This is a genomic window from Antrihabitans cavernicola (assembly GCF_008297975.1).
Classification (GTDB): domain Bacteria; phylum Actinomycetota; class Actinomycetes; order Mycobacteriales; family Mycobacteriaceae; genus Antrihabitans; species Antrihabitans cavernicola.
Window position 1 is genome coordinate 33575 of the sequence record NZ_VLNY01000012.1, and the last position, 22793, is coordinate 56367.

Annotated in this window: 29 protein-coding genes; 23 read left to right on the top strand and 6 right to left on the bottom strand. The window is 65.1% G+C overall.

Features of this window, described 5'->3' with window-relative positions; genetic code table 11:
- Window positions 1–126: 126 nt before the first annotated feature.
- Window positions 127–594, top strand: a complete 468-nt coding sequence (locus FOY51_RS20610) for a hypothetical protein (RefSeq protein WP_149432148.1) — start codon at window positions 127–129, stop codon at window positions 592–594.
- Between the two features lie 101 nt (window positions 595–695).
- Here FOY51_RS20610 and FOY51_RS20615 read toward each other — a convergent pair whose 3' ends face one another.
- Window positions 696–1283, bottom strand: a complete 588-nt coding sequence (locus FOY51_RS20615; protein ID WP_149432149.1) for a TetR/AcrR family transcriptional regulator C-terminal domain-containing protein — start codon at window positions 1281–1283, stop codon at window positions 696–698.
- Between the two features lie 108 nt (window positions 1284–1391).
- Between FOY51_RS20615 and bioB the strand changes: the two genes are divergently transcribed.
- From bioB to FOY51_RS20630, 3 genes are read left to right on the top strand one after another with little or no spacing between them, the layout of a single operon-like run.
- A complete protein-coding gene (gene bioB / locus FOY51_RS20620; protein WP_149432150.1) occupies window positions 1392–2405 on the top strand; it encodes a biotin synthase BioB in 1014 nt (337 codons plus the stop codon).
- Between the two features lie 9 nt (window positions 2406–2414).
- The gene (gene bsaP / locus FOY51_RS20625) at window positions 2415–2663 is read left to right on the top strand and encodes a biotin synthase auxiliary protein BsaP (protein ID WP_235916574.1); all 249 of its coding nucleotides are present in this window, start codon (window positions 2415–2417) and stop codon (window positions 2661–2663) included.
- Window positions 2663–3217: a DUF2567 domain-containing protein gene (locus FOY51_RS20630; RefSeq protein WP_149432151.1), complete on the top strand. Its 555-nt coding sequence runs from the start codon at window positions 2663–2665 to the stop codon at window positions 3215–3217. The genes bsaP and FOY51_RS20630 overlap by 1 nt, the downstream gene beginning before the upstream one ends.
- Window position 3218: 1 nt before the next feature.
- Here FOY51_RS20630 and FOY51_RS20635 read toward each other — a convergent pair whose 3' ends face one another.
- Window positions 3219–4073, bottom strand: coding sequence for a metal-dependent hydrolase (locus tag FOY51_RS20635; RefSeq protein ID WP_149432152.1), 855 nt, complete (start codon window positions 4071–4073; stop codon window positions 3219–3221).
- Between the two features lie 135 nt (window positions 4074–4208).
- Between FOY51_RS20635 and FOY51_RS20640 the strand changes: the two genes are divergently transcribed.
- A complete protein-coding gene (locus tag FOY51_RS20640; RefSeq protein WP_149432153.1) occupies window positions 4209–4790 on the top strand; it encodes a DnaJ C-terminal domain-containing protein in 582 nt (193 codons plus the stop codon).
- Between the two features lie 7 nt (window positions 4791–4797).
- Here FOY51_RS20640 and FOY51_RS20645 read toward each other — a convergent pair whose 3' ends face one another.
- Entirely contained in the window at window positions 4798–5487 is a 690-nt protein-coding gene (locus FOY51_RS20645) for an NUDIX hydrolase (protein WP_149432154.1), read from the bottom strand.
- 75 nt (window positions 5488–5562) lie between these two features.
- On the opposite strand from FOY51_RS20645, the gene nadA reads away from it, so the two are divergent.
- From nadA to FOY51_RS20715, 14 genes are all read left to right on the top strand, one after another.
- Window positions 5563–6588 (top strand): quinolinate synthase NadA, encoded by a 1026-nt coding sequence (nadA, locus tag FOY51_RS20650; RefSeq protein ID WP_149432155.1) that lies wholly within the window; start codon window positions 5563–5565, stop codon window positions 6586–6588.
- Entirely contained in the window at window positions 6585–8162 is a 1578-nt protein-coding gene (locus FOY51_RS20655) for an L-aspartate oxidase (protein ID WP_149432156.1), read from the top strand. The genes nadA and FOY51_RS20655 overlap by 4 nt, the downstream gene beginning before the upstream one ends.
- A complete protein-coding gene (nadC, locus tag FOY51_RS20660; protein ID WP_149432157.1) occupies window positions 8162–9022 on the top strand; it encodes a carboxylating nicotinate-nucleotide diphosphorylase in 861 nt (286 codons plus the stop codon). Before FOY51_RS20655 ends, nadC begins: the two co-directional genes overlap by 1 nt.
- A 54-nt stretch (window positions 9023–9076) precedes the next feature.
- Window positions 9077–10405, top strand: a complete 1329-nt coding sequence (gene hisD, locus FOY51_RS20665) for a histidinol dehydrogenase (RefSeq protein ID WP_149432158.1) — start codon at window positions 9077–9079, stop codon at window positions 10403–10405.
- The gene (locus FOY51_RS20670; protein ID WP_235916575.1) at window positions 10402–11538 is read left to right on the top strand and encodes a histidinol-phosphate transaminase; all 1137 of its coding nucleotides are present in this window, start codon (window positions 10402–10404) and stop codon (window positions 11536–11538) included. Before hisD ends, FOY51_RS20670 begins: the two co-directional genes overlap by 4 nt.
- On the top strand, window positions 11535–12164 hold the full coding sequence (gene hisB / locus FOY51_RS20675) for an imidazoleglycerol-phosphate dehydratase HisB (RefSeq protein WP_149432159.1): 630 nt from the start codon (window positions 11535–11537) through the stop codon (window positions 12162–12164). Before FOY51_RS20670 ends, hisB begins: the two co-directional genes overlap by 4 nt.
- A gap of 9 nt (window positions 12165–12173) precedes the next feature.
- On the top strand, window positions 12174–13313 hold the full coding sequence (locus FOY51_RS20680) for an MFS transporter (RefSeq protein WP_235916576.1): 1140 nt from the start codon (window positions 12174–12176) through the stop codon (window positions 13311–13313).
- Between the two features lie 13 nt (window positions 13314–13326).
- Complete coding sequence (gene hisH, locus FOY51_RS20685; RefSeq protein WP_149432160.1) at window positions 13327–13968, top strand: imidazole glycerol phosphate synthase subunit HisH; 642 nt, start codon at window positions 13327–13329, stop codon at window positions 13966–13968.
- A complete protein-coding gene (locus FOY51_RS20690; RefSeq protein WP_149432161.1) occupies window positions 13965–14231 on the top strand; it encodes a hypothetical protein in 267 nt (88 codons plus the stop codon). The genes hisH and FOY51_RS20690 overlap by 4 nt, the downstream gene beginning before the upstream one ends.
- An 11-nt stretch (window positions 14232–14242) precedes the next feature.
- Window positions 14243–14977, top strand: a complete 735-nt coding sequence (gene priA / locus FOY51_RS20695) for a bifunctional 1-(5-phosphoribosyl)-5-((5-phosphoribosylamino)methylideneamino)imidazole-4-carboxamide isomerase/phosphoribosylanthranilate isomerase PriA (RefSeq protein ID WP_149432162.1) — start codon at window positions 14243–14245, stop codon at window positions 14975–14977.
- A gap of 6 nt (window positions 14978–14983) precedes the next feature.
- Window positions 14984–15802: an inositol monophosphatase family protein gene (locus FOY51_RS20700; RefSeq protein WP_149432163.1), complete on the top strand. Its 819-nt coding sequence runs from the start codon at window positions 14984–14986 to the stop codon at window positions 15800–15802.
- The gene (gene hisF / locus FOY51_RS20705) at window positions 15799–16572 is read left to right on the top strand and encodes an imidazole glycerol phosphate synthase subunit HisF (RefSeq protein ID WP_149432164.1); all 774 of its coding nucleotides are present in this window, start codon (window positions 15799–15801) and stop codon (window positions 16570–16572) included. The genes FOY51_RS20700 and hisF overlap by 4 nt, the downstream gene beginning before the upstream one ends.
- Window positions 16569–16913 (top strand): phosphoribosyl-AMP cyclohydrolase, encoded by a 345-nt coding sequence (gene hisI / locus FOY51_RS20710; RefSeq protein WP_149432165.1) that lies wholly within the window; start codon window positions 16569–16571, stop codon window positions 16911–16913. Before hisF ends, hisI begins: the two co-directional genes overlap by 4 nt.
- Window positions 16914–16978: 65 nt before the next feature.
- Window positions 16979–17158: a tautomerase family protein gene (locus FOY51_RS20715; RefSeq protein ID WP_149432166.1), complete on the top strand. Its 180-nt coding sequence runs from the start codon at window positions 16979–16981 to the stop codon at window positions 17156–17158.
- On the opposite strand, the gene FOY51_RS20720 is transcribed toward FOY51_RS20715, so the two are convergent.
- A complete protein-coding gene (locus tag FOY51_RS20720) occupies window positions 17106–17606 on the bottom strand; it encodes a MarR family winged helix-turn-helix transcriptional regulator (protein WP_149432167.1) in 501 nt (166 codons plus the stop codon). The two genes, FOY51_RS20715 and FOY51_RS20720, sit on opposite strands and share 53 nt — an antisense overlap.
- A gap of 81 nt (window positions 17607–17687) precedes the next feature.
- Between FOY51_RS20720 and FOY51_RS20725 the strand changes: the two genes are divergently transcribed.
- The gene (locus tag FOY51_RS20725) at window positions 17688–18455 is read left to right on the top strand and encodes a dioxygenase family protein (protein WP_149432246.1); all 768 of its coding nucleotides are present in this window, start codon (window positions 17688–17690) and stop codon (window positions 18453–18455) included.
- A gap of 8 nt (window positions 18456–18463) precedes the next feature.
- Here the strand turns inward: FOY51_RS20725 and FOY51_RS20730 are convergent, their stop codons facing one another.
- Together FOY51_RS20730 and FOY51_RS20735 are read right to left on the bottom strand one after the other, a co-directional pair.
- The gene (locus tag FOY51_RS20730) at window positions 18464–19078 is read right to left on the bottom strand and encodes a permease (RefSeq protein WP_149432168.1); all 615 of its coding nucleotides are present in this window, start codon (window positions 19076–19078) and stop codon (window positions 18464–18466) included.
- Between the two features lie 9 nt (window positions 19079–19087).
- A complete protein-coding gene (locus FOY51_RS20735) occupies window positions 19088–19555 on the bottom strand; it encodes a peroxiredoxin (RefSeq protein WP_149432169.1) in 468 nt (155 codons plus the stop codon).
- Between the two features lie 57 nt (window positions 19556–19612).
- On the opposite strand from FOY51_RS20735, the gene FOY51_RS20740 reads away from it, so the two are divergent.
- The 3 genes from FOY51_RS20740 to trpC all read left to right on the top strand — a co-directional run bounded on the left by FOY51_RS20740 (window position 19613) and on the right by trpC (window position 22738).
- Window positions 19613–21175: an anthranilate synthase component I gene (locus FOY51_RS20740; protein WP_187776406.1), complete on the top strand. Its 1563-nt coding sequence runs from the start codon at window positions 19613–19615 to the stop codon at window positions 21173–21175.
- Entirely contained in the window at window positions 21172–21846 is a 675-nt protein-coding gene (locus FOY51_RS20745) for a TIGR02234 family membrane protein (RefSeq protein ID WP_149432170.1), read from the top strand. The genes FOY51_RS20740 and FOY51_RS20745 overlap by 4 nt, the downstream gene beginning before the upstream one ends.
- Window positions 21847–21928: 82 nt before the next feature.
- Window positions 21929–22738, top strand: a complete 810-nt coding sequence (gene trpC / locus FOY51_RS20750) for an indole-3-glycerol phosphate synthase TrpC (RefSeq protein ID WP_149432171.1) — start codon at window positions 21929–21931, stop codon at window positions 22736–22738.
- Window positions 22739–22793 lie beyond the last annotated feature (55 nt).

Consider the following 22793-nt stretch of genomic DNA (forward strand, 5'->3'; position numbering starts at 1 on the left):
CGCGTTGGGTGCTCGCAGAAGTTGAGCAATGCATTGCTCACGATCTGCGGGCGGCGCTCTACGACACTGGAATTTGTCAAAGGAAACGCGGCGCGATCGCTCCGCACATCAACAGAAAGGAACGCCATGCCGAACATGGGCAAGCACAAGAAGATGACAATCGGTGGAGCCGTCGTCGCACTCGCAGCAGCGCCGCTGCTGGCACTGGTAGGACCGGGTTCCGCGTCGGCACTCGTGCAGGGTGGAACGGCCACGATCACGGCGACCGGCAATGCAGTGCACGGCGATTTCCAGAGCGTCACGACGTCGAGTGGCGCCGACGCGAATTGCTGGCTGCACACCGATCAGCCCGGATCTGCCGATTCAGCGGTGTCACCGGCACAGGGTGGCCAGGCGTCCGTCGACTGGTTCCAGGGCAATGGTGGCCACACGTATGTGGCGTACTGTTCGGATCCCGGCGATATGGGAGCATTGCCGACGTTCATGGGGCAGAAGGTCGTGACCCTTCCCGCTGGACCCGCGGGCCCAGCTGCACCTGATCCGGCGAAGCCGCCGTGGTGCGCCTTCATCCCGACAGGCAGTGCAGGTTGCTGATTGTCGAAACCGAGTAGCTGGCCGCGACCGCCGGGGTGTGGGTCGCGGCCAGTCTCGTGTCCAGGATGAGTGTCTCAGTGTGGACGTCTCGGTGTGGACGTCTAGTTGCGGACGCGGTCACCGAGCAGGTGCCGGACGCCGCCGATGAAGAGTTGCAGCCCGAAGTCGAAACGTGCTGTTGCGTCGGGTGATTCGAACAGGGGAGAGGCGTCTGTGGTGAGCGCGCCTACCGAATCCATCTGCATGCGCGACTGTTCGTCGACGGTCTGCCCGAGTACGTAGTACAGCAGCGTGAATGCCGTGAGCTCTGCTTGTTCGCGGACCATGCCTGCACGCAGTGTCGCCTTGACGAATTTCTCTCGTGCCTGACTGGTGGTCAATCGCGACGCATAGGTTGCCGAAACCAGTTCCGCCCCATCACGATGCGAAAGCAGCGCATCGCGCAGCCGATGCGCGAGTTCGGTCATCTGCGTATCCCACTCGGTTGCATCGACGGGCGCGTCCAGCGGGGCGAGAATGCGGTCGGCAATTGCACCGAGGAGCGCTTGCTTGTTTGGGAAGTGCCAGTACAGAGCGCCCGGCTGCACGTTCAGCGATCCCGCAAGCCGCCGCATGGTGAGGTCGGCAAGGCCGTACTCGTCCAGGATCGCAACGGCGCCGTCGAGCACGTCGTTTCGGTGCAGTTGCACAAAGTCTCCCGGGGTGAGGTGCGCTTTGACTCGGATACGTCGCTACCCTAGCCTGAACACCGTTCAAGTTGCACGCCACACTGGCGTGACACCGAAGGGATCGTGCGCATGACTCAGGCCTCCGTCCGAACGGACATTCTCGATACCGCCCGTGAGCAGGTGCTCGAGCGTGGGGAGGGGCTCACGCAGGAGCAGGTCCTCGATGTCCTCCAGCTCGATGACGATCGGCTCGAAGATCTCCTCGGCCTCGCCCATGACGTGCGGATGAAGTGGTGCGGACCCGAGGTGGAGGTCGAGGGGATCATCAGCCTCAAGACCGGCGGTTGCCCCGAGGATTGCCATTTCTGCTCCCAGTCGGGGCTCTTCCAATCGCCGGTGCGGGCAGCATGGCTCGACATTCCCAGCCTGGTCGAGGCAGCCAAGCAGACTGCGAAGTCGGGTGCTACCGAATTCTGCATCGTCGCGGCGGTGCGCGGACCGGACGAGCGATTGCTGGCACAGGTCGCGGCCGGTATCGAGGCGATTCGCAACGAGGTCGACATTCAGATCGCCTGCTCGCTGGGCATGCTCACCCAAGAGCAGGTCGATCAGCTCGCTGCGATGGGTGTGCACCGCTACAACCACAATCTCGAGACGTCCAAGTCGCACTTCCCGAACGTCGTCACCACTCACACGTGGGAAGAGCGTTGGGGCACACTGAAAATGGTCCGCGAAGCGGGTATGGAAGTGTGCTGTGGCGGCATCCTCGGTATGGGCGAGAGCCTGGAGCAGCGCGCGGAATTCGCTGCCAATCTTGCGGAGTTGGAGCCCGACGAGGTTCCACTGAACTTCCTCAACCCACGACCCGGCACGCCGTTCGGCGATCTCGAGGTACTGCCTGCCACGGAGGCGCTGAAGTCCGTTGCGGCGTTCCGGCTGGCGTTGCCGCGCACGATTCTGCGTTTCGCCGGTGGCCGCGAGATCACGCTCGGCGATCTCGGCGCCAAGCAAGGCATCCTCGGCGGCATCAACGCTGTGATCGTCGGCAACTACTTGACGACGCTGGGCAGGCCGGCCGAGGCGGATCTGGATCTGCTCGGTGAGCTGCAGATGCCGATCAAAGCACTCAACGACACCCTCTAAGGTGGCGGGATGACTGTTCCTGCTGCGCCGATGCGGCCCGCCGACGACGACGCCGAGCGGTACAACCCGTTCACGGGTCGTCGGCTGGTTGCGGGCGTCGTCGATGTGTCGCCGTTCGCAGCGCAGCTCGGCCTGGAGCCGCCGCGGTTCTGTGAATGTTGCGGCCGACGGATGGTTGTGCAGGTCAGCCCGGACGGCTGGTGGGCGAAGTGCTCACGCCACGGAGTCACCGACTCCGCGGATCTGGGGCGCCGCTGATGCGTGCCGAGGTGAAGGCTGCTGCCCGCGTGGTCGTCGGGTGCGCCGTCGCGGGTGCGCTCGGCGGAGTCGTATGGGGTCTGCTTGCTCCGGCCGAACATCTCTTGGTGGTCACCGAAAATCGCGGCGCCGCATTGACCGGTGAGAGTGCGCACCAGTTCGACGCCATCGCGATCTTCGTCTGCATTGCTGCGTTCCTCGGGCTGATCAGTGCCGTCGCAAGCTGGCAGTGGCGCTCGATGCGTGGACCCTTGCTGTTTTTGGGATTGCTGATCGGGTCCGCCATCGGCGCGAGCATCATGGCGGGGGTCGGCGAAGGCGTGGCGAAACTGCGTTTTCCGCATGTCGATTCGCCCGTTGTCGATACCGTCATCGCCATTGCCCCTGGAATCGGGACGTTACTGACGTTGATCGTGCAGCCGTTGGTCGCGAGTTTCGTCATTCTGGTGATCGCATCGGTCAACCCGCTGGACGATCTCGGCACCGGGCGTCCGCGCCATGCGCCCGACGAAGCGGACGGAACTCGCGCTGACGGCGAAGCCGCGATCACCTGATTCAGCGCAGGTGATCCACCAGAGATCCCTGTTCGCCGAACAATTCGGCAGTCCAATGCTCGAGCAGGGCGGTGTTGTCGGTGTCGTCCGGATGGAATCCGCGTTTGTTGTAGGCCTTGAGGCGGTGTCTGACCGGGCGCGAGAGAAACGGCGAGTGCCGGAGCGCAGCGATGCTGCGGAGTAGGCGCGCGGGGTTTCGTGCAGCACGGTCGTGCGCCAGCGATGATGCCGAATAGACGACGATGCTGGACAGGAACGTCAGCGTCATCCAGCGCATCATCCATATCCGTCTGCGCTCGCTTCCGCCCGCCGCTCGATAGACGTCGAAGGCGACAGATTTGTGCTCCGACTCTTCGATCGCGTGCCACAGCAGCATCGACCTGACCTCCGTCGATCCGAGCAATGCCTGTGCGCGCTCGTCGCTCAGCAGGGTTTCGGCGAACACGGCTGTGAAGTGTTCGAGGGCTGCCGTCATGGCGAGGCAGGAGATCGGTGACAGGCGTCGCTCGTAGAGCTTCATGGCACGTCGCGTTGCCTTGTCGAATCGTCTTGTGGGGTAACCCATCTCCTGCAGGCGCTCGTTCAAGGCGCGATGCTCGCGTCCGTGCGTCACCTCTTGGCCGATGAAGCCTTGGACGCGAGATTTGAGCTCCGGGTCGCTGACGCGGTCGACGTGATTGCGGACGGATCGGACGAAGAAGTCTTCGCCTTCGGGGAACGTCGACGACAGGTAGGCGACGATATGGCTCATCACCAAGTCGCCGTCGACGTAGTGCCGATCGAGTGAACCTGTCGGATAGGCGAACTGGATACGTCGAGCACGCACGGCGCGCTTCGAAATCTCAGGTGAAGTCATGACACTCCCAGCGGCAGTCCATATCGCACACCGCGACCCCCGGTGTGCAGTTACGTAGTGCTACGAAATGTATATCGACGCCCTGACGGCGAAGCCGCAATCACCTGATTCAGCGCGTCCAGTTATAGTTCGCCAATGCTCATCTGGGGGTGGCGCACATTCGTGACTCGTCTCGCTGTGTTCTTTGCGGTCTGCGGCCACTGCAGGCACGAAGGTGCGCAGACTGTGGACGAGCGGCGCACGAAGTTCACGCTCTTCTTCATTCCACTGTTCACGACGAGTACCAAGTACGTGCAGCAGTGCACGCTCTGTGCTGCGCGGACGCTGGTCTCGAAGGAGTTCGCCGATTCGGTGGCCGGGCGGCCGAACACTGCGCCTCCGCATAACACTGCACCGCGCGGTAGGGATGCACTGGTGCAGATCGCCGTCCACCCCGACGAGTTGCGGACGGGCGGTCATCGTCAGTTCCCCGTCGAGACCGGCGTTCGCTGCGAACGATGCGCAGGCTGGGGCGGATCCGGATCGACGCCGTGCTCGACGTGTGCAGGGCAGGGGCGGGTTCGAGCGACCCGCACGGTCGGCGCGGGAATTCCCGCCGGCGCGCAGTACGGTGCACGACTGCGGCTGGCGAACGAGGGGGAAGTCGGGCCGAACGGCGGTCCGCCCGGCGACATCTACGTCGAGCTGGTCCCACCGAGCGGAGCGCCGTCGCGCTGATCGGCATTCAGCTCGGCGGACGCAACGCCGCGAACTCGTCGGTCACTCTGATGCGCGAGTCGGTGAAACGGTAGAGCGCGGCCGGTCGACCACCGGAACGACCGGGGGACGAGGTGGTCCCCGTCGGGGTCAGCACTTTGCGGCGACCGAGAACCCGCTGCAGATTGGTGGTGTCGACGTCGTAGCCGAGTGCGGCGCAGTAGATTTCGCGCAGAGTCGACATCGCGAATTCGCTCGGCGCCAGGCCGAACGCAATGTTGGTGTAGGACAGCTTGGCAGCGAGTCGGGTGCGGGCGTATTCGACGACGACGCCATGATCGAAGGACATCCGGGGCAGCGCGGACACGGGGTGCCAACGGGTATCCGACGGCAGTCGCGGATCCGTGGTCAAGGGAACCAAGCCGAGGAATGTCGACGCGATTCGGCGGTGTCCAGGGACTCTGTGTGGATCGCTGAACACCGCGAGTTGCTCGAGGTGGGCAAGTTCTTTCACATCGACCTTTTCGGCCAACTGGCGACGCGCAGAGGTGGTGAGATCCTCGTCTTCGCGCAGTTTGCCACCGGGTAGCGACCACGTGCCCTGCTGCGGATCGAGTGCGCGCTGCCACAGCAGAACACCCAGTTGGCTACGCCCGTCGAACTCACGAACCTGGAATACCGCTGTGAGCGATTCATGGACGGTGCTACTATGAAGCATGTTTTCGATCATAAGTCGAAAACCTCGAATGTGTAAACCCGACACCAGGCCGGGTACACGGGGAAGGAGCCGATGATGGCGACAGCGACGTTGCAGGCGCAGATCGAGAACGGGCCGACCGGATTCTCCGGTATCGACGGCACCCCGGAGTGGGCCGCAGAGGTCAAGCGCCTTGCGCGAGAGCAGGATGCGACCATCCTGGCGCACAACTATCAGCTCCCCGAGATCCAGGACATCGCCGATCATGTCGGCGATTCCCTTGCGCTGTCGCGAATCGCCGCGGAAGCAACGGAGGGCACCATCGTATTCTGCGGTGTGCACTTCATGGCCGAGACCGCGAAGATCCTGAGTCCGACCAAGACCGTCCTGATCCCCGACGCGCGCGCCGGTTGTTCCCTCGCGGATTCGATCACGGCCGACGAACTTCGCGCTTGGAAAGCGGACAACCCTGGCGCGATGGTCGTCTCGTATGTCAACACAACGGCAGAAGTGAAGGCCCTCACCGGCATCTGCTGCACCTCGTCCAATGCCGTCGAGGTGGTCGCGTCGATCGATCCGGACGTTCCCGTTCTATTTCTGCCCGACCAGTTCCTCGGTGCACACGTCAAGCGCCTCACCAAGCGCGAGAACATGCAGATCTGGGCCGGCGAGTGCCACGTGCACGCTGGCATCAATGGCGACGAGCTCACCGAGCAGGCCCGCACACACCCGGACGCCGATCTGTTCGTGCACCCCGAATGCGGTTGTGCCACTTCCGCTCTCTACCTCGCGGGCGAGGGTCACTACCCGGCGGACCGAGTCAAAATTCTCTCGACCGGCGGTATGATCGACGCCGCACGTGACACCAATGCGCGGCAGGTGCTGGTGGCCACCGAAATCGGCATGCTGCACCAATTGCGTAAGGCTGCACCGGATGTCGACTTCCAGGCCGTCAACGATCGCGCGTCCTGCAAGTACATGAAGATGATCACCCCAGCTGCATTGCTGCGCTGCTTGATCGAAGGGAAGGACGAAGTACACGTCGATCCCGAGACTGCTGCGTTGGCCAGTAAATCGGTCCAGCGGATGATCGAGATCGGTACCCCAGGAGGCGGCGAGTGAGTCCCGCCGACGGGTCTGCAGTCGATGTCTCCTGGGAGGCCAATGCGGACCTGGTAGTGATCGGCGGCGGCGTCGCGGGGCTGACCGCGGCCCGCGCGGCATCGTTGCGCGGACTGAAGGTCCTTACCGTCAGTAAGGGTGGGCCGACCGACACGTCGACGCAGTATGCGCAGGGCGGTATCGCCGTCGTCGCACCCGAAAATGATTCGGTCGAGTCCCATGTCCACGACACCGTCGAAGCCGGCGCCGGACTGTGCAACGAGGACGCCGTGCGCTCGATCGTCTCCGACGGTCAGGCTGCGGTTGCAGCGTTGACAGACCTCGGCGCCGTGTTCGATCTCGGACGCGACGGCGCGGTGTCTCGAACTCGCGAGGGTGGGCACAGCACACGACGCATCATTCATGCCGGCGGTGACGCGACCGGTGCCGAGGTGCAGCGAGCGCTCAATGCGGCCGGATTGCCAGTGCTCTTCGGCGCGTCCGCATCGCGCATCGTGACCGGTGCGTCGGGGGTCAGCGGCCTGGTCGTGCTGTCCGACAATGGTTTCGGCGTGGTGCACACGCCCGCGGTGCTGCTGGCGACCGGCGGTTGCGGCCAGTTGTATTCCTGCAGCACCAACCCTCCCGGCGCGACCGCGGACGGCATCGAGTTGGCGTTGGATGCGGGTGCCACCGTCGCGGATCTCGAGTTCGTGCAGTTCCATCCGACCGTGTTGTTTGCGGCGGGCGGTGTGGGCCGACGACCGCTGATCAGCGAAGCGGTGCGTGGTGAAGGCGCGAAGTTGCTTGATACCGAGGGTAATTCGGTGACCGCAGGCGTGCACCCGCTGGGCGATCTTGCGCCGCGCGACGTGGTGTCGCGGGCGATCGCCGATCGGATGCGCGTCCTCGGCACCGATCACGTACTGCTCGACGCGCGTGGGGTCGACGATTTCGCGACCCGTTTTCCGACCATCACCGCGTCGTGCCTGGAAGCGGGAATCGACCCTCGCGAGCAACTGATTCCAGTTGCCCCAGCGGCGCACTATCAGTGCGGTGGCGTCGTCACCGATGTGCACGGTCGTACCCGTGTGGCCGGACTCTACGCGGCAGGTGAGGTCGCCCGCACCGGCTTGCACGGCGCAAACCGATTGGCGTCGAACAGCCTGCTCGAAGGTTTGGTCGTGGGGGAGCGGGCAGGCATCGCGGCAGCCGAGCGGCAGGGCGTTGCAGCCGAAGTCACCGATGTGACACACAGGCCGCTGCCCAGAATGGACCGGACTGCGTTGCAGCTCTTGATGACTCGCAATGCGTCAGTGGTCCGAGACGGCGCCGGGCTCGCCGAGGCCACGGTAACGCTCGCGGCTGTCGGCTCCACAGTTCCGACGACGCTCCGCGAACAGGAAGACACGGCACTCACCGTCACCGCGACAGCGCTGGTACTTGCCGCCGCTGCCCGTACCGAGAGCCGTGGCTGCCACACGCGGGCCGACTGTCCGACATCGGACGAGGCGCAGCGTCACAGCATCGAGGTACACATGGATGAGGCAGGCGAACTGCACGCATCCGAACCACGACTGGCAGGAGTGCACTGATGGCGTTGGATCCCGCCCTCGATCGCGACGAAGTGCTGCGGCTGATCCGCACCGCACTCGACGAAGACCTGCGTTACGGCCCGGACGTCACCAGCGAAGCAACTGTGCCTGCCGATGCGATTGCCAAGGCGGCAGTCGTGTCACGATCGCCGGGCACTGTTGCGGGCATCGACGTCGGCCTCCTCGTGCTCGACGAGGTGATCGGAACAGGCAACTACCAGATTCTCGACCGCGTCGAAGACGGCACCCGCGTCGAACACGGGACCGCCGTACTGACGGTCTCGGCGCCGACGCGCGCTCTGCTGACGGCCGAGCGCACCATGTTGAACCTGGTCTGCCACCTGTCCGGCATCGCGACCGCCACCGCGTCGTGGGTCGATGCGGTCGAGGGAACGCAGTGCCGCATCCGCGACACCCGCAAGACCCTCGCCGGTCTGCGCGCGCTCGAGAAGTACGCGGTGCGGGCCGGTGGCGGTGTGAATCACCGCATGGGCCTCGGCGATGCCGCGCTGATCAAGGACAACCACGTTGTGGCCGCCGGATCGGTTGTTGCGGCGTTGGCGGCGGTGCGGAAGCTACGCCCCGACATTCCCTGCGAGGTGGAGGTCGACAGCCTCGAACAACTGGACGCCGTGCTGGCTCAGGACGTCGAACTGATCTTGCTCGACAACTTTCCGCTGTGGCAGACACAGGTGGCCGTCCAACGCAGGGACGCCGCTGCGCCGCAGACCAAACTCGAATCGTCGGGCGGTCTGACCCTCGACGTGGCCGCCGACTACGCCGGGACCGGAGTCGACTATTTGGCGATCGGCGCCCTCACCCACTCCGTGACCGTGCTGGACCTCGGCCTCGACATGTAAGTCGGACCCGCCATACTTGAGGGTCTACCGACTGTGAGAACCGAAGGGACACCCATGTCTGCCCGCACCGAGCTCGTCCGCGTCGATCTGCGCGGTCGTACTCCATCCACCTCCGAACTCCGCGCGGCGCTGCCACGCGGGGGCGTCGACGTGGACTCGGTGCTGCATCTGGTGCAGCCGGTGGTCGATGCGATCCGTGAGCGTGGTGCCGAGGCGGCGCAGGAGTTCAGCGAGAAGTTCGATGGCGTTCGCACTGCGCAGGTCCGCGTGCCTGCAGCGGAGCTCGAGAAGGCGCTGGACGAACTCGATCCCGCGATCCGCACCGCCCTCGAAGTGGCCATCGACCGGACCCGACTGGTGCACGCCGACCAGCGCCGCACCGACACCACCACACAGGTGGTGCCCGGCGGCACCGTCACCGAGCGGTGGGTTCCCGTAGACCGAGTAGGCCTCTATGTGCCCGGCGGCAACGCCGTCTACCCGTCCAGTGTCGTGATGAACGTGGTTCCCGCGCAGACCGCGGGCGTCGAGTCGTTGGTGGTGGCATCCCCGCCGCAGGCGCAGTTCGGCGGCCTTCCGCACCCCACGATCCTCGCTGCAGCGCAGCTCCTCGGCGTGGACGAGGTGTGGGCCGTCGGCGGCGCCCAGGCCGTCGCGTTGCTCACTTACGGTGACGACGCTGCGGGCCTCGATCCGGTCGACTTGATCACGGGACCTGGCAACATCTACGTCACCGCCGCGAAGCGGCTGTGCCGTGGTCTGGTGGGCATCGACTCCGAGGCAGGCCCGACGGAGATCGCGATCCTTGCCGACGCGACTGCCGATCCGGTGCACGTCGCTGCCGACCTGATCAGTCAGGCCGAACACGACGTGATGGCCGCAAGTGTGCTCGTCACCGACAGTGTCGAGCTTGCGGACGCCGTCGACACCGCCCTGACCGCGCAGTTGGCGCTGACCAAGCACGCTGAGCGCGTTGCGACCGCACTCGCTGGGAGCCAGTCGGGGACGGTGTTGGTGTCGTCGATCGACGACGGGCTGCGTGTCGTGAACGCTTATGCCGCAGAGCACTTGGAGATTCAGACGGCCGACGCGTCCGCTGTCGCCGCCCAGGTGCGCAGTGCCGGAGCGATTTTCGTCGGACCGTGGTCGCCGGTCAGTCTCGGCGACTACTGCGCGGGGTCCAACCACGTGCTGCCGACAGCAGGTTGCGCCCGGCACTCGTCGGGGTTGAGCGTACAGACGTTCCTGCGTGGAATTCATGTCGTGGACTACTCGGAGGCCGCCTTGAAGGAGGTATCCGGCCACGTGATCACTCTCGCCAACGCCGAAGACCTTCCGGCACACGGCGAAGCGGTGCGCCTGCGATTCGAGGCACTGCAGTGACGGGCGACGACGCAGTTATCGGAAATACTGTCGGGCTCGACGATCTGCCGTTGCGCGACAACCTTCGCGGCAAATCGCCCTACGGCGCACCGCAGCTGAGCGTGCCGGTGCAACTGAACACCAACGAGAACCCGCACCCGCCGACCCAGGCGCTGATCGACGATGTGGCGGAATCGATTCGGGTCGCGGCGGCCGAATTGCACCGCTACCCGGATCGAGACGCCGTTGCGTTGCGTACCGATTTGGCGGCGTATCTGACCACGCAGACCGGAGTTGCCGTCGACGCCGCCAACGTGTGGGCGGCCAACGGCTCCAACGAGATTCTGCAGCAGCTGCTGCAGGCGTTCGGTGGACCCGGCCGCAGCGCGCTCGGTTTCGTCCCGTCGTATTCGATGCACCCGATCATTTCGGAAGGCATCAGCACCGAATGGGTGGAGGCGAAGCGGAACTCGGACTTTTCCCTCGACATCGACTACGCCGTCCTTGCGATCGAGGAGCGTCACCCCGACGTCGTGTTCGTCACCAGCCCCAACAACCCGACGGGGCACAGCATCGCGCCCGACGACCTGGTGCGATTGCTCGATGCGGCACCGGGGATCGTGGTGGTCGACGAGGCGTACGGCGAGTTTTCCGCCGCTCCCAGCGCCCTGGCATTGCTCGACCGCTATCCCGCCAAGCTGGTGGTGAGCCGAACGATGAGCAAGGCCTTTGCCTTTGCCGGCGGTCGGCTGGGCTACCTGGTTGCCGCACCTGCCGTGATCGACGCAATGTTGTTGGTGCGCTTGCCGTATCACCTCTCAGTGGTCACGCAGGCAGCAGCGCGTGCGGCGATCAGGCACGCCGACGAGACGTTGGCGAGCGTCGCCGAGCTCGCAGCACAACGGGATCGGGTGGCCGCACGGCTCACCGAAATCGGCTACGACGTGATTCCCAGCGACGCCAATTTTCTACTGTTCGGCCACTTTTCCGATGCTCCGCGTGCGTGGCAGCACTACCTCGACGAGGGTGTCCTGATTCGTGATGTGGGCATCGCGGGCTACCTACGTGCGACGATAGGACTCGCAGCCGAGAACGACGAGTTGCTCAGGGTGAGCGAAAAACTCGCGGCAGCGGAGTTGGAGGGACAGCGATGACCGAACGGACAGCGCGCATCGAGCGCGTCACCAGGGAGTCGAACATCACCGTCGAGCTGAATCTCGACGGCACCGGAATCGTCGACATCTCCACTGGTGTGCCGTTTTTCGATCACATGCTGACCGCCCTCGGTACGCACGCCAGCTTCGACCTGACCGTGCGCGCCGTCGGTGACACCGAGATCGAGGCGCACCACACTGTCGAGGACACTGCCATCGTGTTCGGTCAGGCACTCGGTCAGGCGCTCGGCGACAAGGCGGGCATTCGTCGGTTCGGCGACTCCTTCATCCCGATGGACGAGACGTTGGTGCACGCCGCTGTCGACGTGTCCGGTCGGCCGTACTGCGTGCACACCGGTGAGCCGGACCACTTGCTGCACGCGGTGATTCCCGGTGCCACCACCGGCGACAAGGCGGGCGCACCGTACTCCACCGTCATCAACCGGCACGTTTTCGAGTCGATCGCACTCAACGCCCGCATCGCCCTGCATGTTCGGGTTATCTACGGCCGCGATCAGCACCACATCACCGAGGCCGAATACAAGGCCGTCGCTCGGGCCCTGCGCGCGGCCGTCGAACCCGATCCTCGGGTGACGGGTGTGCCGTCGACCAAGGGCACATTGTGATGCTCGTTCGTGGCAGGTAGCGGCCCACTCTCCGTCCGCGGGCTGCCGATAGTTCTGGCAGTCGCGTTCTCCGCGTTCGGCGGTTGGGCATTGATGCTTCCCGTTGTGCCGCTGGCCTTGTCGTTGAACGGCTCGTCGGATGCGGTCGCCGGTGCAAGCACCGCCGTGTTCATGGCGGCGACTGTGGCCAGCCAGCTCGGCACGCCCCGAGTACTTTGCCTGTGGGGCTATCGCGCGGTGCTGGCTCTCGGGTGCGCCCTGCTGGGGCCACCCGCGCTGTTGCTTCTGCTATCGGTAGATCCTGTTCCGGCGCTTGTTGTTTCGGCGGTTCGGGGCATCGGCTTCGGATTGTTGACCGTGTCGGTCAGTGCTCTGATCGCCGAGCTTGCGCCACCGGCGTTGCTGGGACGGGCGAGCGCGCTCAACGGGATCTCGGCGGCAGCGGCGCAGATGGTCGGACTTCCAGTGGGACTTGCTCTGGTGCAACAATTCTCGACCGGCTCCGCTTTTGTCGTCGGTGCGGTCGTTCCGATTGTGTCCGTGGCGGCAGTGTGGCTGCTGCCCGATGTTCGGCCCGCGGGGACGCCACCCGGCGAGCGTCGAGAGCGCCTGCCGGGCACCGTTCTGCTTGCGCCGTGCCTTGCGATGGTGGTCGTTGCGGCTGCGTTCGGTGGGTTTTCGAGCCTCGCACCTATTGCCGCACAGGACAAGACACCCGCCGCAAGCATCGCACTGGTGCTGTTGAGTGCGGCCATGGTTGTCGGCAGATACGTGAGTGGGGCACTGTCCGATCGGATCGGCCCCGGTCGAATGCTGCTGCCGTCGTTGCTGGTTGCGTCGGCCGGTGCTGTTCTGCTCGCTGTGGCGGTGCGTGGCGAGGTGTCGACCGTCTTTCTTTCCCTTGGTGCCGTCGCGTTGGGCCTCGGCTTCGGGATCTGTCAGAACGACAGCCTGGTCACAGTCTTCTCGGCGGCAGGACCACGCCGATTCGGTGCCGCGAGCGCCGCATGGAACATTGCCTACGACGGCGGTACCGGGATCGGCGCGCTGTCCTTGGGAGTTGCCGCGACCCTCGGGGGCTTTCCGATCGCTTTCCTGATCGCGGCGGTCGTGGTCCTGGCGGCCACGCCAATTACGCTGAAGAGATGAGGATGTCGGTCACATGACGAACGCGAAGAAGTCCGTTGCGCTGCTCGATTACGGCTCCGGGAACCTGCATTCCGCGAAACGCGCATTAGCGCGGACCGGCGCCGACGTCGAGGTGACGTCGGATCCCAAGATCGCGCTCGCTGCCGACGGCCTTGTTGTTCCGGGCGTCGGCGCCTACGCCGCCTGCATGGCGGGACTACTCGAGGTGAAGGGCGACCGCATCATCGGGCAACGGCTCGCGGGTGCACGACCCGTCCTCGGCATCTGCGTCGGTATGCAGATCTTGTTCGAGCGCGGCGTCGAGTTCGGAGTCGAGACCACCGGCTGCGGCGAGTGGCCTGGCACGGTCGACCGTCTCGATGCCCCCGTGTTGCCGCACATGGGGTGGAACACCGTGGCAGCACCGTCCGACAGCGCGTTGTTCGCAGGGACCGACGCCGACACGCGCTACTACTTCGTCCACTCCTACGCAGCGCAGACCTGGGAGTTGGAGTCCGACGGGACTTTCGCGGCCCCGAAGTTGACCTGGGCGCAGCACGGTGGAAAATTCCTCGCGGCCGTGGAAAACGGGCCGTTGTGGGCTACCCAATTTCACCCGGAAAAGTCCGGCGATGCGGGTGCGGTGTTGTTGGAGAACTGGGTGAACAGCTTGTGAAGAACCCCGATGGCAGTCCCGGATTCTCGTACGCGAGGCTTGCTTTCCTCTCGATCGGCGCGGCGACGCTGGTGTTGGTGCTCACCACCGTGCTGGTGTCCGTCATCCAGCCGGGTCCTGATCTCGGTCTCACGATCGCGCTGCTCGGCGTGTTCGGTGCGATCGCCGCCATGGGTTTCGTGGCCACGCGGATAACCAACAGAGCATTCGCCGACGTCGAGCCGAACAAGCCCGATAGCGGTGACGGACCTGCGACGCAGTAGCATTCACCCACGTGAGCCTGGTTCTTTTACCCGCTGTGGATGTTGCCGACGGTGAGGCTGTTCGCCTCGTTCAGGGAGAGGCCGGTAGCGAAACCAACTACGGGTCGCCCCGCGACGCAGCTCTTGCGTGGCAGAACGACGGCGCCGAGTGGGTGCATCTCGTCGACCTGGACGCGGCATTCGGTCGCGGATCCAACCGCGATCTTCTTGCCGATGTGGTCCGTGAACTCGACGTGAAGGTCGAGCTGTCCGGCGGCATTCGCGACAACGACTCCTTGGTCGCCGCGCTCGCGACCGGCTGCGCCCGGGTGAATCTCGGCACGGCCGCGATCGAGGACCCGGAGTGGTGCGCACGCGCGATCGGCGAGCACGGCGACCGCATCGCGGTGGGCCTGGACGTGAAGCTGATCGACGGCGAGTGGCGTTTGCGTGGTCGCGGCTGGGTCAGCGACGGCGGTGACCTCTGGGAGGTCCTCGAGCGCCTGGATCGGGATGGCTGCTCGCGCTACGTGGTGACCGACGTCGGCAAGGACGGCACGTTGACCGGCCCCAACCTCGAACTCCTCCGCCAGGTCTGTGCGGCCACCGACGCGCCCGTCATTGCGTCCGGTGGTGTGTCGACCCTGGACGACCTGCGCGCTATCGCCGGTTTGGTCGACGAGGGCGTCGAGGGATCGATCGTCGGTAAAGCGCTCTATGCGGGCCGGTTCACTCTGCCGGATGCCCTCGCCGCGGTTTCGGGCTGAGACCGCATGGCACTCACTCAGGATCCCGCGCAACTGCTGGCGATCGCGAGCGAGTTGCTCGATGCGGCGTCCGATCGGTTCGTCGCCGGTCTCGGTGCGCCGAGTGCAGTCGCCAAGGGGCCGACCGACTTCGCGACCGCCGTCGACCTGGAGTTGGAACGACGTCTGACCGGTGAGCTCGTCGACCGCACCGGCATAGAGGTGCACGGCGAAGAATTCGGCGGACCCGAGTTGGCCACCGGTACCACGTGGGTGCTCGATCCGATCGACGGCACCTTCAATTACTCGGCGGGCCTGCCGCTGGCGGGCATGCTGTTGGCGCTGGTGGACGAGGGCAGGCCGGTTCTCGGCCTGACCTGGTTGCCACTGCTTGGCCACCGCTACGCCGCCGGGATCGACGGCCCGCTGTTCGACAACAGTGCGCCTCTTCCACTGCTGGAGCCTGGCACCCTTCGCGATTCGATGATCGGTTTCGGGACGTTCAACGTGGCAAGTCGTGGGCGGATCCCGGGACGGTTCCGCATGGAGGTGCTCGGCGAGCTCAGCAAGGTCTCCGGACGACTGCGCATGACCGGGTCGACGGGTGTGGACCTGGCGTTCACCGCCGCAGGCGTCCTCGGCGGCTCGGTGGTCTTCGGTCATCACCCGTGGGACAACGCCGCAGGCGTCGCTCAGGTTCGTGCCGCGGGCGGAGTCGTGACCGACCTCGACGGCGAACCGTGGACCATCACGTCGGATTCGGTGCTCGCGTCCGCGCCCGGCGTGCACGACGAACTGCTAGAGATCATCACCCGAATCAAAGGCGCTGAGGAGGACACACCATGACCGTAGCTGTGCGCGTCATCCCGTGCCTGGACGTCGATGCGGGCCGGGTCGTAAAGGGTGTCAATTTCGAAAACCTGCGTGACGCAGGCGATCCCGTCGAGCTTGCCGCGATCTACGACAAGCAGGGCGCCGACGAGCTCACCTTCCTCGACGTCACCGCGTCGTCGGGGGAGCGCGCGACCATGCTCGACGTGGTCAGCCGCACTGCCGAGCAGGTGTTCATCCCGTTGACGGTCGGCGGCGGCGTGCGCAGCGTCGACGACGTCGACCGGCTGCTGCGGGCCGGTGCCGACAAGGTCTCGGTCAACACGGCGGCCATCGCCCGGCCGGAGCTTCTCCGTGAACTCAGCGAGCGATTCGGATCGCAGTGCATCGTCTTGTCGGTCGATGCGCGCACCGTTCCGGACGGACAGCAGGACACGCCGTCGGGCTGGGAGGTCACCACCCACGGCGGCAAGCGGGGGACCGGACTCGACGCCGTCGAATGGGCCGTTCGCGGAGCGGAATTGGGCGTCGGCGAGATCCTGCTGAACTCGATGGACGCCGACGGCACCAAGGCGGGATTCGATCTGCCGATGATCCGCGCTGTTCGTGCCGCCGTGCACGTCCCGGTCATCGCCAGCGGTGGCGCCGGCACGGTCGACCACTTCGCGCCCGCTGTCGAAGCCGGTGCGGATGCGGTGTTGGCCGCGAGCGTGTTCCACTTCGGCGATCTGAACATTCCCCAGGTCAAGGACGCAATGCGCGCTCAGGGTATAACGGTGAGATGAGTCTCGACCCTGCAATTGCTTCGCGTCTGAAGCGCAACGACGCCGGATTGTTCAGCGCCGTCGCCCAGGAGCGCGCTACCGGCGATGTGCTGATGGTCGCCTGGATGGACGACGAAGCACTCGCCCGCACCCTCGAAACCCGCAGAGGCACTTACTATTCGCGCTCGCGCCAGCAGTACTGGGTGAAGGGCGAGACGTCCGGCCACACACAGTATGTGCACGAGGTTCGTCTCGACTGTGACGGCGACTCGGTGCTGTTGGTTGTCGATCAAGAGGGCGCGGCCTGCCACACCGGCACGCACACCTGCTTCGATGCGGATGTCCTGCTCCCCGCCGAGTGAGTCGATGGTCCCCTCACGACGTCTAGGCGCACGCGGGGTCCCCCGGCTCGGGCAGAATTGCCGCCATGCCACTCATTCAGATCAGCCAGACGCCAGGATTGTCCGCCGAACAGAAGCGGGCGACCATCGACTCGGTCACCAAGGCCTACGCCGAGGCGACGGGTAAGGATCCGAAATCGGTGTGGGTGACGATCACCGAGGTTCCTCGGGAGCACTGGGGGGTCGGCGGGACTCCGCTGGGGTGATGGTGCGATCCAGCTGATCGATCATGGCTTCGCCCAACGGAATCAGCTGCGCTACCTGGGCGTCGTCGAGTCCGTCGAACAGCAACGTACGCACGGTGTCGACGTGCCCGGGCGCGGCGTCGACCAGCTTGGCATGGCCGGCATCGGTCAGCACCGCAGTCGATCCGCGTGTGCCTGTGATCGTGATCCGCTCTACCAAGCCGCGCTTCTCGAGTTTTCCGACGACGTGAGAGAGCCGGGAAAGCGACGCGTTCGCGCGCTCGGCCAACTCGCTGTGGCGAAGTCGGCGTTCGGGTGCTTCGGACAGCACGGCGAGGACGAAGTACTCGAAATGGGTGATGTCGCTGTCGCGCTGCAGTTGGGTGTCCAGAGCGGCGGGCAAGCGCATCGACAGAGCGATGATCGCTCGCCAGGCTCGTTGTTGCTCGGGTTTCAGCCAGTCGGTCATCGGTTCCCCACGGAATAATTGTGCGTCATCGGTGTTTCATCGTACGATACTTGAAGCTTCAAGTTAGGAGATATCGTGACGATCCCTGCTCTCTACCTCAGCCACGGTGCACCGCCGTTGGTCGACGACGCCACCTGGGTGGCGCAACTCGGCGCCTGGGCCGAGGACTTGCCGAAGCCCACCGCGATCCTCGTGGTCTCGGCACACTGGGAGTCGGCACCGTTGACGATCGGGTCGACCACCACCGGCACCCCTCTCACCTACGATTTCGGCGGTTTCGCGCCCAAGTACTACCAGGTCACCTATCGCTCGCCCGGCGCACCCGAGTTGGCCCGTCAGGTCGCCGCCCTGATGCCCGACGGCGAATCCGTTGCGCACCAAGGCAATCGCGGACTCGACCATGGCGCGTACGTGCCGCTGACGGTCATGTATCCCGACGCCGACATCCCCGTGTTGCAGATATCGATGCCGACGCTCGACCCGGAACGATTGCTGCAACTCGGGCAACGTCTGCGACCGTTGCGCGAGCAGGGCGTCTTGATCGTCGGATCCGGATTCACCACCCACGGACTGCCGTTCCTGCGCGACCCGTCGCCGCAAGCTGTTGCGCCGGGCTGGTCGGCCGAATTCGACGCGTGGGCAGCGGAACGATTCGCCGCAGGCGACCTGGACGCCCTGATCGACTTTCGATCGAAGGCGCCGGGCATGCCGTACGCGCACCCCACCATCGAGCATTTCGCGCCGTTGTTCGTCACGCTGGGCGCATCCAGCGATCCGGAGCAAACGCCGCAACAGGTGATCGACGGGTTCTGGATGGGGCTGTCGAAGCGTTCGATCCAGGTGGTCTGAGAGCGGGGTCAGAGGTTGGTGCGCGAGTCCAGGTCGTGGTCGCGCGCAGCCTCCTGCACCCGTTCCCGTTCCAGTTCGCGTTCTTGCTCGGCGTTGCGCGCTTTCTTCAGCTGACTTCCTCGACGCTTGTACTTCGCGACAAGGAAGGCGATACCGAGAAAGATAAGTGCGGCCACGATGGCGGCGATGAGGGATGCCCCGCGGAATCCGGGAGCGTCGACGTCCATGATTCGCTCGCCTGCGTGCGCGGCATCGTTGTTGCCGAGTACCACGACGAGGGTCATCAGATTCGGAACTGCAGCCGCCAGCGCGAGAAGGGCCGCGAGCCCCGCAATGACCTTTCCGCCACGCTTGCGGAACACCAAGCCCGCGACCAGGAGCAGCAGCAGCGGGATCAGAGTCGATGCCCCACCCCAGATGGAACCCCAGGCGATGCCCTTGGCGAAGCTGCCGTCGGACATTCTGCCCGCCCGCTGCGCCCACCACCGTGGAATGAATGCGGCAAGGATGAAGTAGGTGATGACAAGAATCACGACGATGATCGCGATTGCGATCAATCGCTTGAGCCAGCTCGCCATCCCAGCTTTGACTGTTGTTGCGCGATCTTCGCTGTGCAGTGTCATGAAAGTAGTTTACGGGGAAGTGCTCCGGTTATTCAGGAATTCCAATGCCTGGTCGGCGTGCGCGTCGGCCTTGAATTCGCTTGCAATAACTCTCAATATGCTTCGGTCCGTATCGATGACGAAGGTCTGACGCTTTACGGGCGCCAATTTGCCCAACAATCCGCGCTTCACACCGAACTGCTCGGCGACCGTGCCGCCGACGTCGGAGAGTAGTGGGTAGTCGAAACCCTGCTTGCCGGCGAAGCCCGCCTGGGTGTCCACGGAGTCGGTGCTGATTCCGACCCGACTTGCCCCTGCGCTTGCGAACTCGCTTGCCAAATCGCGGAAGTGGCACGCTTCCGCCGTGCAGACCGGCGTATTCGCGCCGGGGTAGAAGAACAGCACTACGGGACCGTCGGCCAGCAGATCGTCGAGCGACCGCACCGTCCCGGTCTGATCGGGAAGTTCGAACTGGGGAGCGCGATCGCCTGCTTTCATAGCTTCGGACACTACCGGTGAAACGTGAACGACCGTGCGGCTGGGATGATGGTCCGCATGCACGGAGAGTCCACGACGATTCCAACCGCCCCGGCGGGCGATTCGACGACCACGCGCGAGCAGTTTCGCTTGCTCGCTGCCGAGCATCGTGTTGTCCCTGTCACCCGAAAAGTATTGGCAGATTCGGAAACACCGTTGTCCGCGTACCGCAAGCTCGGTGCCGATCGGGCCGGAACCTTTCTGTTCGAGTCCGCTGAAAACGGTCGATCGTGGTCGCGGTGGTCGTTCATCGGCGCGGGTAGTCCGGCAGCCCTGACTGTCGTGGACGGCGAAGCTTCGTGGCTGGGCGCGACACCCGCCGATGCGCCGTCCGGCGGAAATCCGCTCGATGCCCTCCGTGAGACGCTGCGACTGTTACGCACCGAGCGGATGGCGGGCTTGCCGCCGCTGACGGGTGGCATGGTCGGCTACCTCGGCTACGACGCCGTCCGTCGCATCGAACGCTTGCCGAACAACGCCGTCGACGACTTGCACGTTCCGGAAATGGTGATGCTGCTGGCGACCGATCTGGCCGCCTTCGACCATCACGAAGGCGCCATTACGCTGATCGCCAATGCCGTCAACTGGAACGGCAACGACGAACGTGTCGACGAGGCGTACGACGACGCCGTCGCACGACTGGACCGGATGACCGCAGATCTGGGCGCACCGGCGGCATCGACGGTGTCCACCTTCGATCGACCGAAGCCCGATTACCGCAGACAGCGCACAACCGAGGAATTCGGTGTCGACGTGCGGAGGCTGGTGAGGGAGATCGAGGCAGGCGAGGCGTTTCAGGTCGTCTTGTCGCAGCGCTTCGAGATGGACTTCGACGCGGCCCCGATCGACCTGTACCGAATGCTGCGCGCGTCGAATCCCAGCCCGTACATGTACCTGCTGCACGTGCCGAACAGCGAAGGCGGGACAGCGTTTTCGATCGTCGGGTCGAGTCCCGAGGCATTGGTGTCCGTCAGCGACGGCGTTGCGACAACGCACCCGATCGCGGGCACGCGGTGGCGCGGTGCGACCGACGAGGACGACATTCTCCTGGCCAAAGATTTGCTCGCCGACGAGAAGGAGAACGCCGAGCATCTGATGCTCGTGGATCTCGGGCGCAACGATCTTGGGCGTGTCTGTAAACCGGGGACCGTCAAGGTGAGCGACTATCGCCACATCGAGCGCTACAGCCATGTGATGCATCTGGTCTCGACCGTGTCGGGTCACCTCGCCGACGGAAAGCAGGCTCTCGACGCCGTCGCCGCGTGCTTTCCCGCCGGAACGCTGTCGGGGGCCCCGAAGGTTCGTGCAATGGAATTGATCGACGAATTGGAACCGACTCGGCGCGGCATCTACGGGGGCATCATCGGTTACCTCGACTTCGCGGGCGACGCGGATACCGCGATCACCATCCGAACGGCGTTGGTCAAAGACGGCATCGCATACGTGCAAGCCGGCGCGGGCATCGTCGCCGATTCTGATCCGGAGTACGAGGACACCGAGGCGCAGAACAAGGCGATGGCAGTACTGAGCGCGATCGCGGCAGCAGCGACGGTGCGAGCCTATGGCGGTGCCGAGAAGTGACGGCCGCTCCCGTGCCGGACAAATCTTTGCCGACCAGGCGCAGCCCCGTTCCCGCGGTCGTCCTGATCGTGGCGGCGGCCGCGTGCCTGTGGGGCTCGTCGCGGCTGACGTGGGTTCGGGTGCATTCGTCGGACGGGCTGGGGGAGGCCAAGACCGACTCGCTGCTCGGTAGTACCTGGGTTGCGGTGCTGACGCCGTTGGCGTTGACGTTGGTTGCCGCGATCGCCGCACTGTTCGCATTGCGAGGTCGCCTGCGGCAGGTGCTCGGTGTGGTAATCGCGTTGGTCGCAGCTGCCTGCGCGGTGCCCGCACTGGCGTTGCTCATCGGGGCCACGACGGACGAGCGCGCCAAGCAATTGGCCGAGCTGCCCGGAAGGTCGACTGTGACCAGCGTCGATACCTTCGCATTTCCGCCGGCGCTGGCCCTTGTGGGTGCGATCGCGGCCTTTCTTGCCAGCCTGCTTCTGGTACGACGGCAAACCGCTGGTCCGGCGATGTCGTCGAAGTACGACAATCCCGCCGCCCGCCGTGCCGATGTTGCGCGGCAAATCGCCGACGACGGCGACGACAAGCCGGGCGAACAGCCATCCGAACGCGTGCTGTGGGATGCCCTCGACGCGGGCGAAGATCCTACCGCTGGAGGCGATGGTGAGGCAGGTACCCGGCGATAGTCGCGGACCGGTAGCCATCTATTCTGGATGACAAGCAACACACTCGCCGTGATACACGACACCCAGAAAGGACTCGGGCCACATGACTGTTCTCGACTCGATTCTCGACGGGGTACGTGCCGACGTCGCTGTGCGCGAAGCGGCCCTGGACTTCGCGGCGATCAAGGCAGCCGCAGCTGCCGCCCCCACTGCCCTCGACGCCATGGCCGCGCTGCGCGAGCCGGGCATCGGGGTTATCGCGGAAGTCAAGCGTGCGAGCCCATCCAAGGGTGCGCTCGCGGAGATCGCCGATCCGGCAGAGCTCGCCCTCGCCTACGAGGACGGCGGTGCGCGAATCATCAGCGTGCTGACCGAAGGACGACGTTTCCACGGCTCGCTCGACGATCTCGACGCGGTGCGCAAGGCAGTCGGTATTCCGGTGCTGCGCAAGGACTTTGTTGTCGGCCCGTACCAGATTCACGAGGCTCGCGCACATGGTGCCGACGTCATTCTGCTGATCGTTGCGGCGCTCGAGCAGGACGCGCTGGCGTCGTTGCTCGATCGCACCGAATCGCTGGGCATGACCGCGTTGGTCGAGGTTCACACCGAAGAAGAAGCCGACCGCGCACTCGAAGCAGGCGCCTCTGTGATCGGGGTCAATGCCCGCAACTTGAAGACGCTCGAAGTCGATCGCGACAGTTTTGCGCGCATCGCACCGGGCCTGCCGAGCGAGGTCATTCGCATCGCCGAGTCGGGTGTGCGTGGAACCGCGGATCTGCTGGCGTACGCAGGCGCGGGAGCGGACGCTGTGCTGGTCGGCGAGGGCCTCGTGACCAGCGGTGATCCGCGTACCGCTGTTTCAGACCTGGTCACCGCGGGAACGCACCCGTCGTGCCCGAAACCGGCGCGCTGACTTCGGGGGAGAAACACTCGCGCCGGTGTCGCATCATTCGAGAGGCAAACTGGAC

Coding starts and splice junctions, on each gene's coding strand:
- FOY51_RS20610 (WP_149432148.1), top strand. CDS start 127: ATGCCGAACATGGGCAAGCACAAGAAGATGACAATCGGTGGAGCCGTC.
- bioB (WP_149432150.1), top strand. CDS start 1,392: ATGACTCAGGCCTCCGTCCGAACGGACATTCTCGATACCGCCCGTGAG.
- bsaP (WP_235916574.1), top strand. CDS start 2,415: ATGACTGTTCCTGCTGCGCCGATGCGGCCCGCCGACGACGACGCCGAG.
- FOY51_RS20630 (WP_149432151.1), top strand. CDS start 2,663: ATGCGTGCCGAGGTGAAGGCTGCTGCCCGCGTGGTCGTCGGGTGCGCC.
- FOY51_RS20635 (WP_149432152.1), bottom strand. CDS start 4,073: ATGACTTCACCTGAGATTTCGAAGCGCGCCGTGCGTGCTCGACGTATC.
- FOY51_RS20640 (WP_149432153.1), top strand. CDS start 4,209: ATGCTCATCTGGGGGTGGCGCACATTCGTGACTCGTCTCGCTGTGTTC.
- FOY51_RS20645 (WP_149432154.1), bottom strand. CDS start 5,487: ATGCTTCATAGTAGCACCGTCCATGAATCGCTCACAGCGGTATTCCAG.
- nadA (WP_149432155.1), top strand. CDS start 5,563: ATGGCGACAGCGACGTTGCAGGCGCAGATCGAGAACGGGCCGACCGGA.
- nadC (WP_149432157.1), top strand. CDS start 8,162: ATGGCGTTGGATCCCGCCCTCGATCGCGACGAAGTGCTGCGGCTGATC.
- hisD (WP_149432158.1), top strand. CDS start 9,077: ATGTCTGCCCGCACCGAGCTCGTCCGCGTCGATCTGCGCGGTCGTACT.
- hisB (WP_149432159.1), top strand. CDS start 11,535: ATGACCGAACGGACAGCGCGCATCGAGCGCGTCACCAGGGAGTCGAAC.
- hisH (WP_149432160.1), top strand. CDS start 13,327: ATGACGAACGCGAAGAAGTCCGTTGCGCTGCTCGATTACGGCTCCGGG.
- FOY51_RS20700 (WP_149432163.1), top strand. CDS start 14,984: ATGGCACTCACTCAGGATCCCGCGCAACTGCTGGCGATCGCGAGCGAG.
- hisF (WP_149432164.1), top strand. CDS start 15,799: ATGACCGTAGCTGTGCGCGTCATCCCGTGCCTGGACGTCGATGCGGGC.
- hisI (WP_149432165.1), top strand. CDS start 16,569: ATGAGTCTCGACCCTGCAATTGCTTCGCGTCTGAAGCGCAACGACGCC.
- FOY51_RS20715 (WP_149432166.1), top strand. CDS start 16,979: ATGCCACTCATTCAGATCAGCCAGACGCCAGGATTGTCCGCCGAACAG.
- FOY51_RS20720 (WP_149432167.1), bottom strand. CDS start 17,606: ATGACCGACTGGCTGAAACCCGAGCAACAACGAGCCTGGCGAGCGATC.
- FOY51_RS20730 (WP_149432168.1), bottom strand. CDS start 19,078: ATGACACTGCACAGCGAAGATCGCGCAACAACAGTCAAAGCTGGGATG.
- FOY51_RS20735 (WP_149432169.1), bottom strand. CDS start 19,555: ATGAAAGCAGGCGATCGCGCTCCCCAGTTCGAACTTCCCGATCAGACC.
- FOY51_RS20740 (WP_187776406.1), top strand. CDS start 19,613: ATGCACGGAGAGTCCACGACGATTCCAACCGCCCCGGCGGGCGATTCG.
- trpC (WP_149432171.1), top strand. CDS start 21,929: ATGACTGTTCTCGACTCGATTCTCGACGGGGTACGTGCCGACGTCGCT.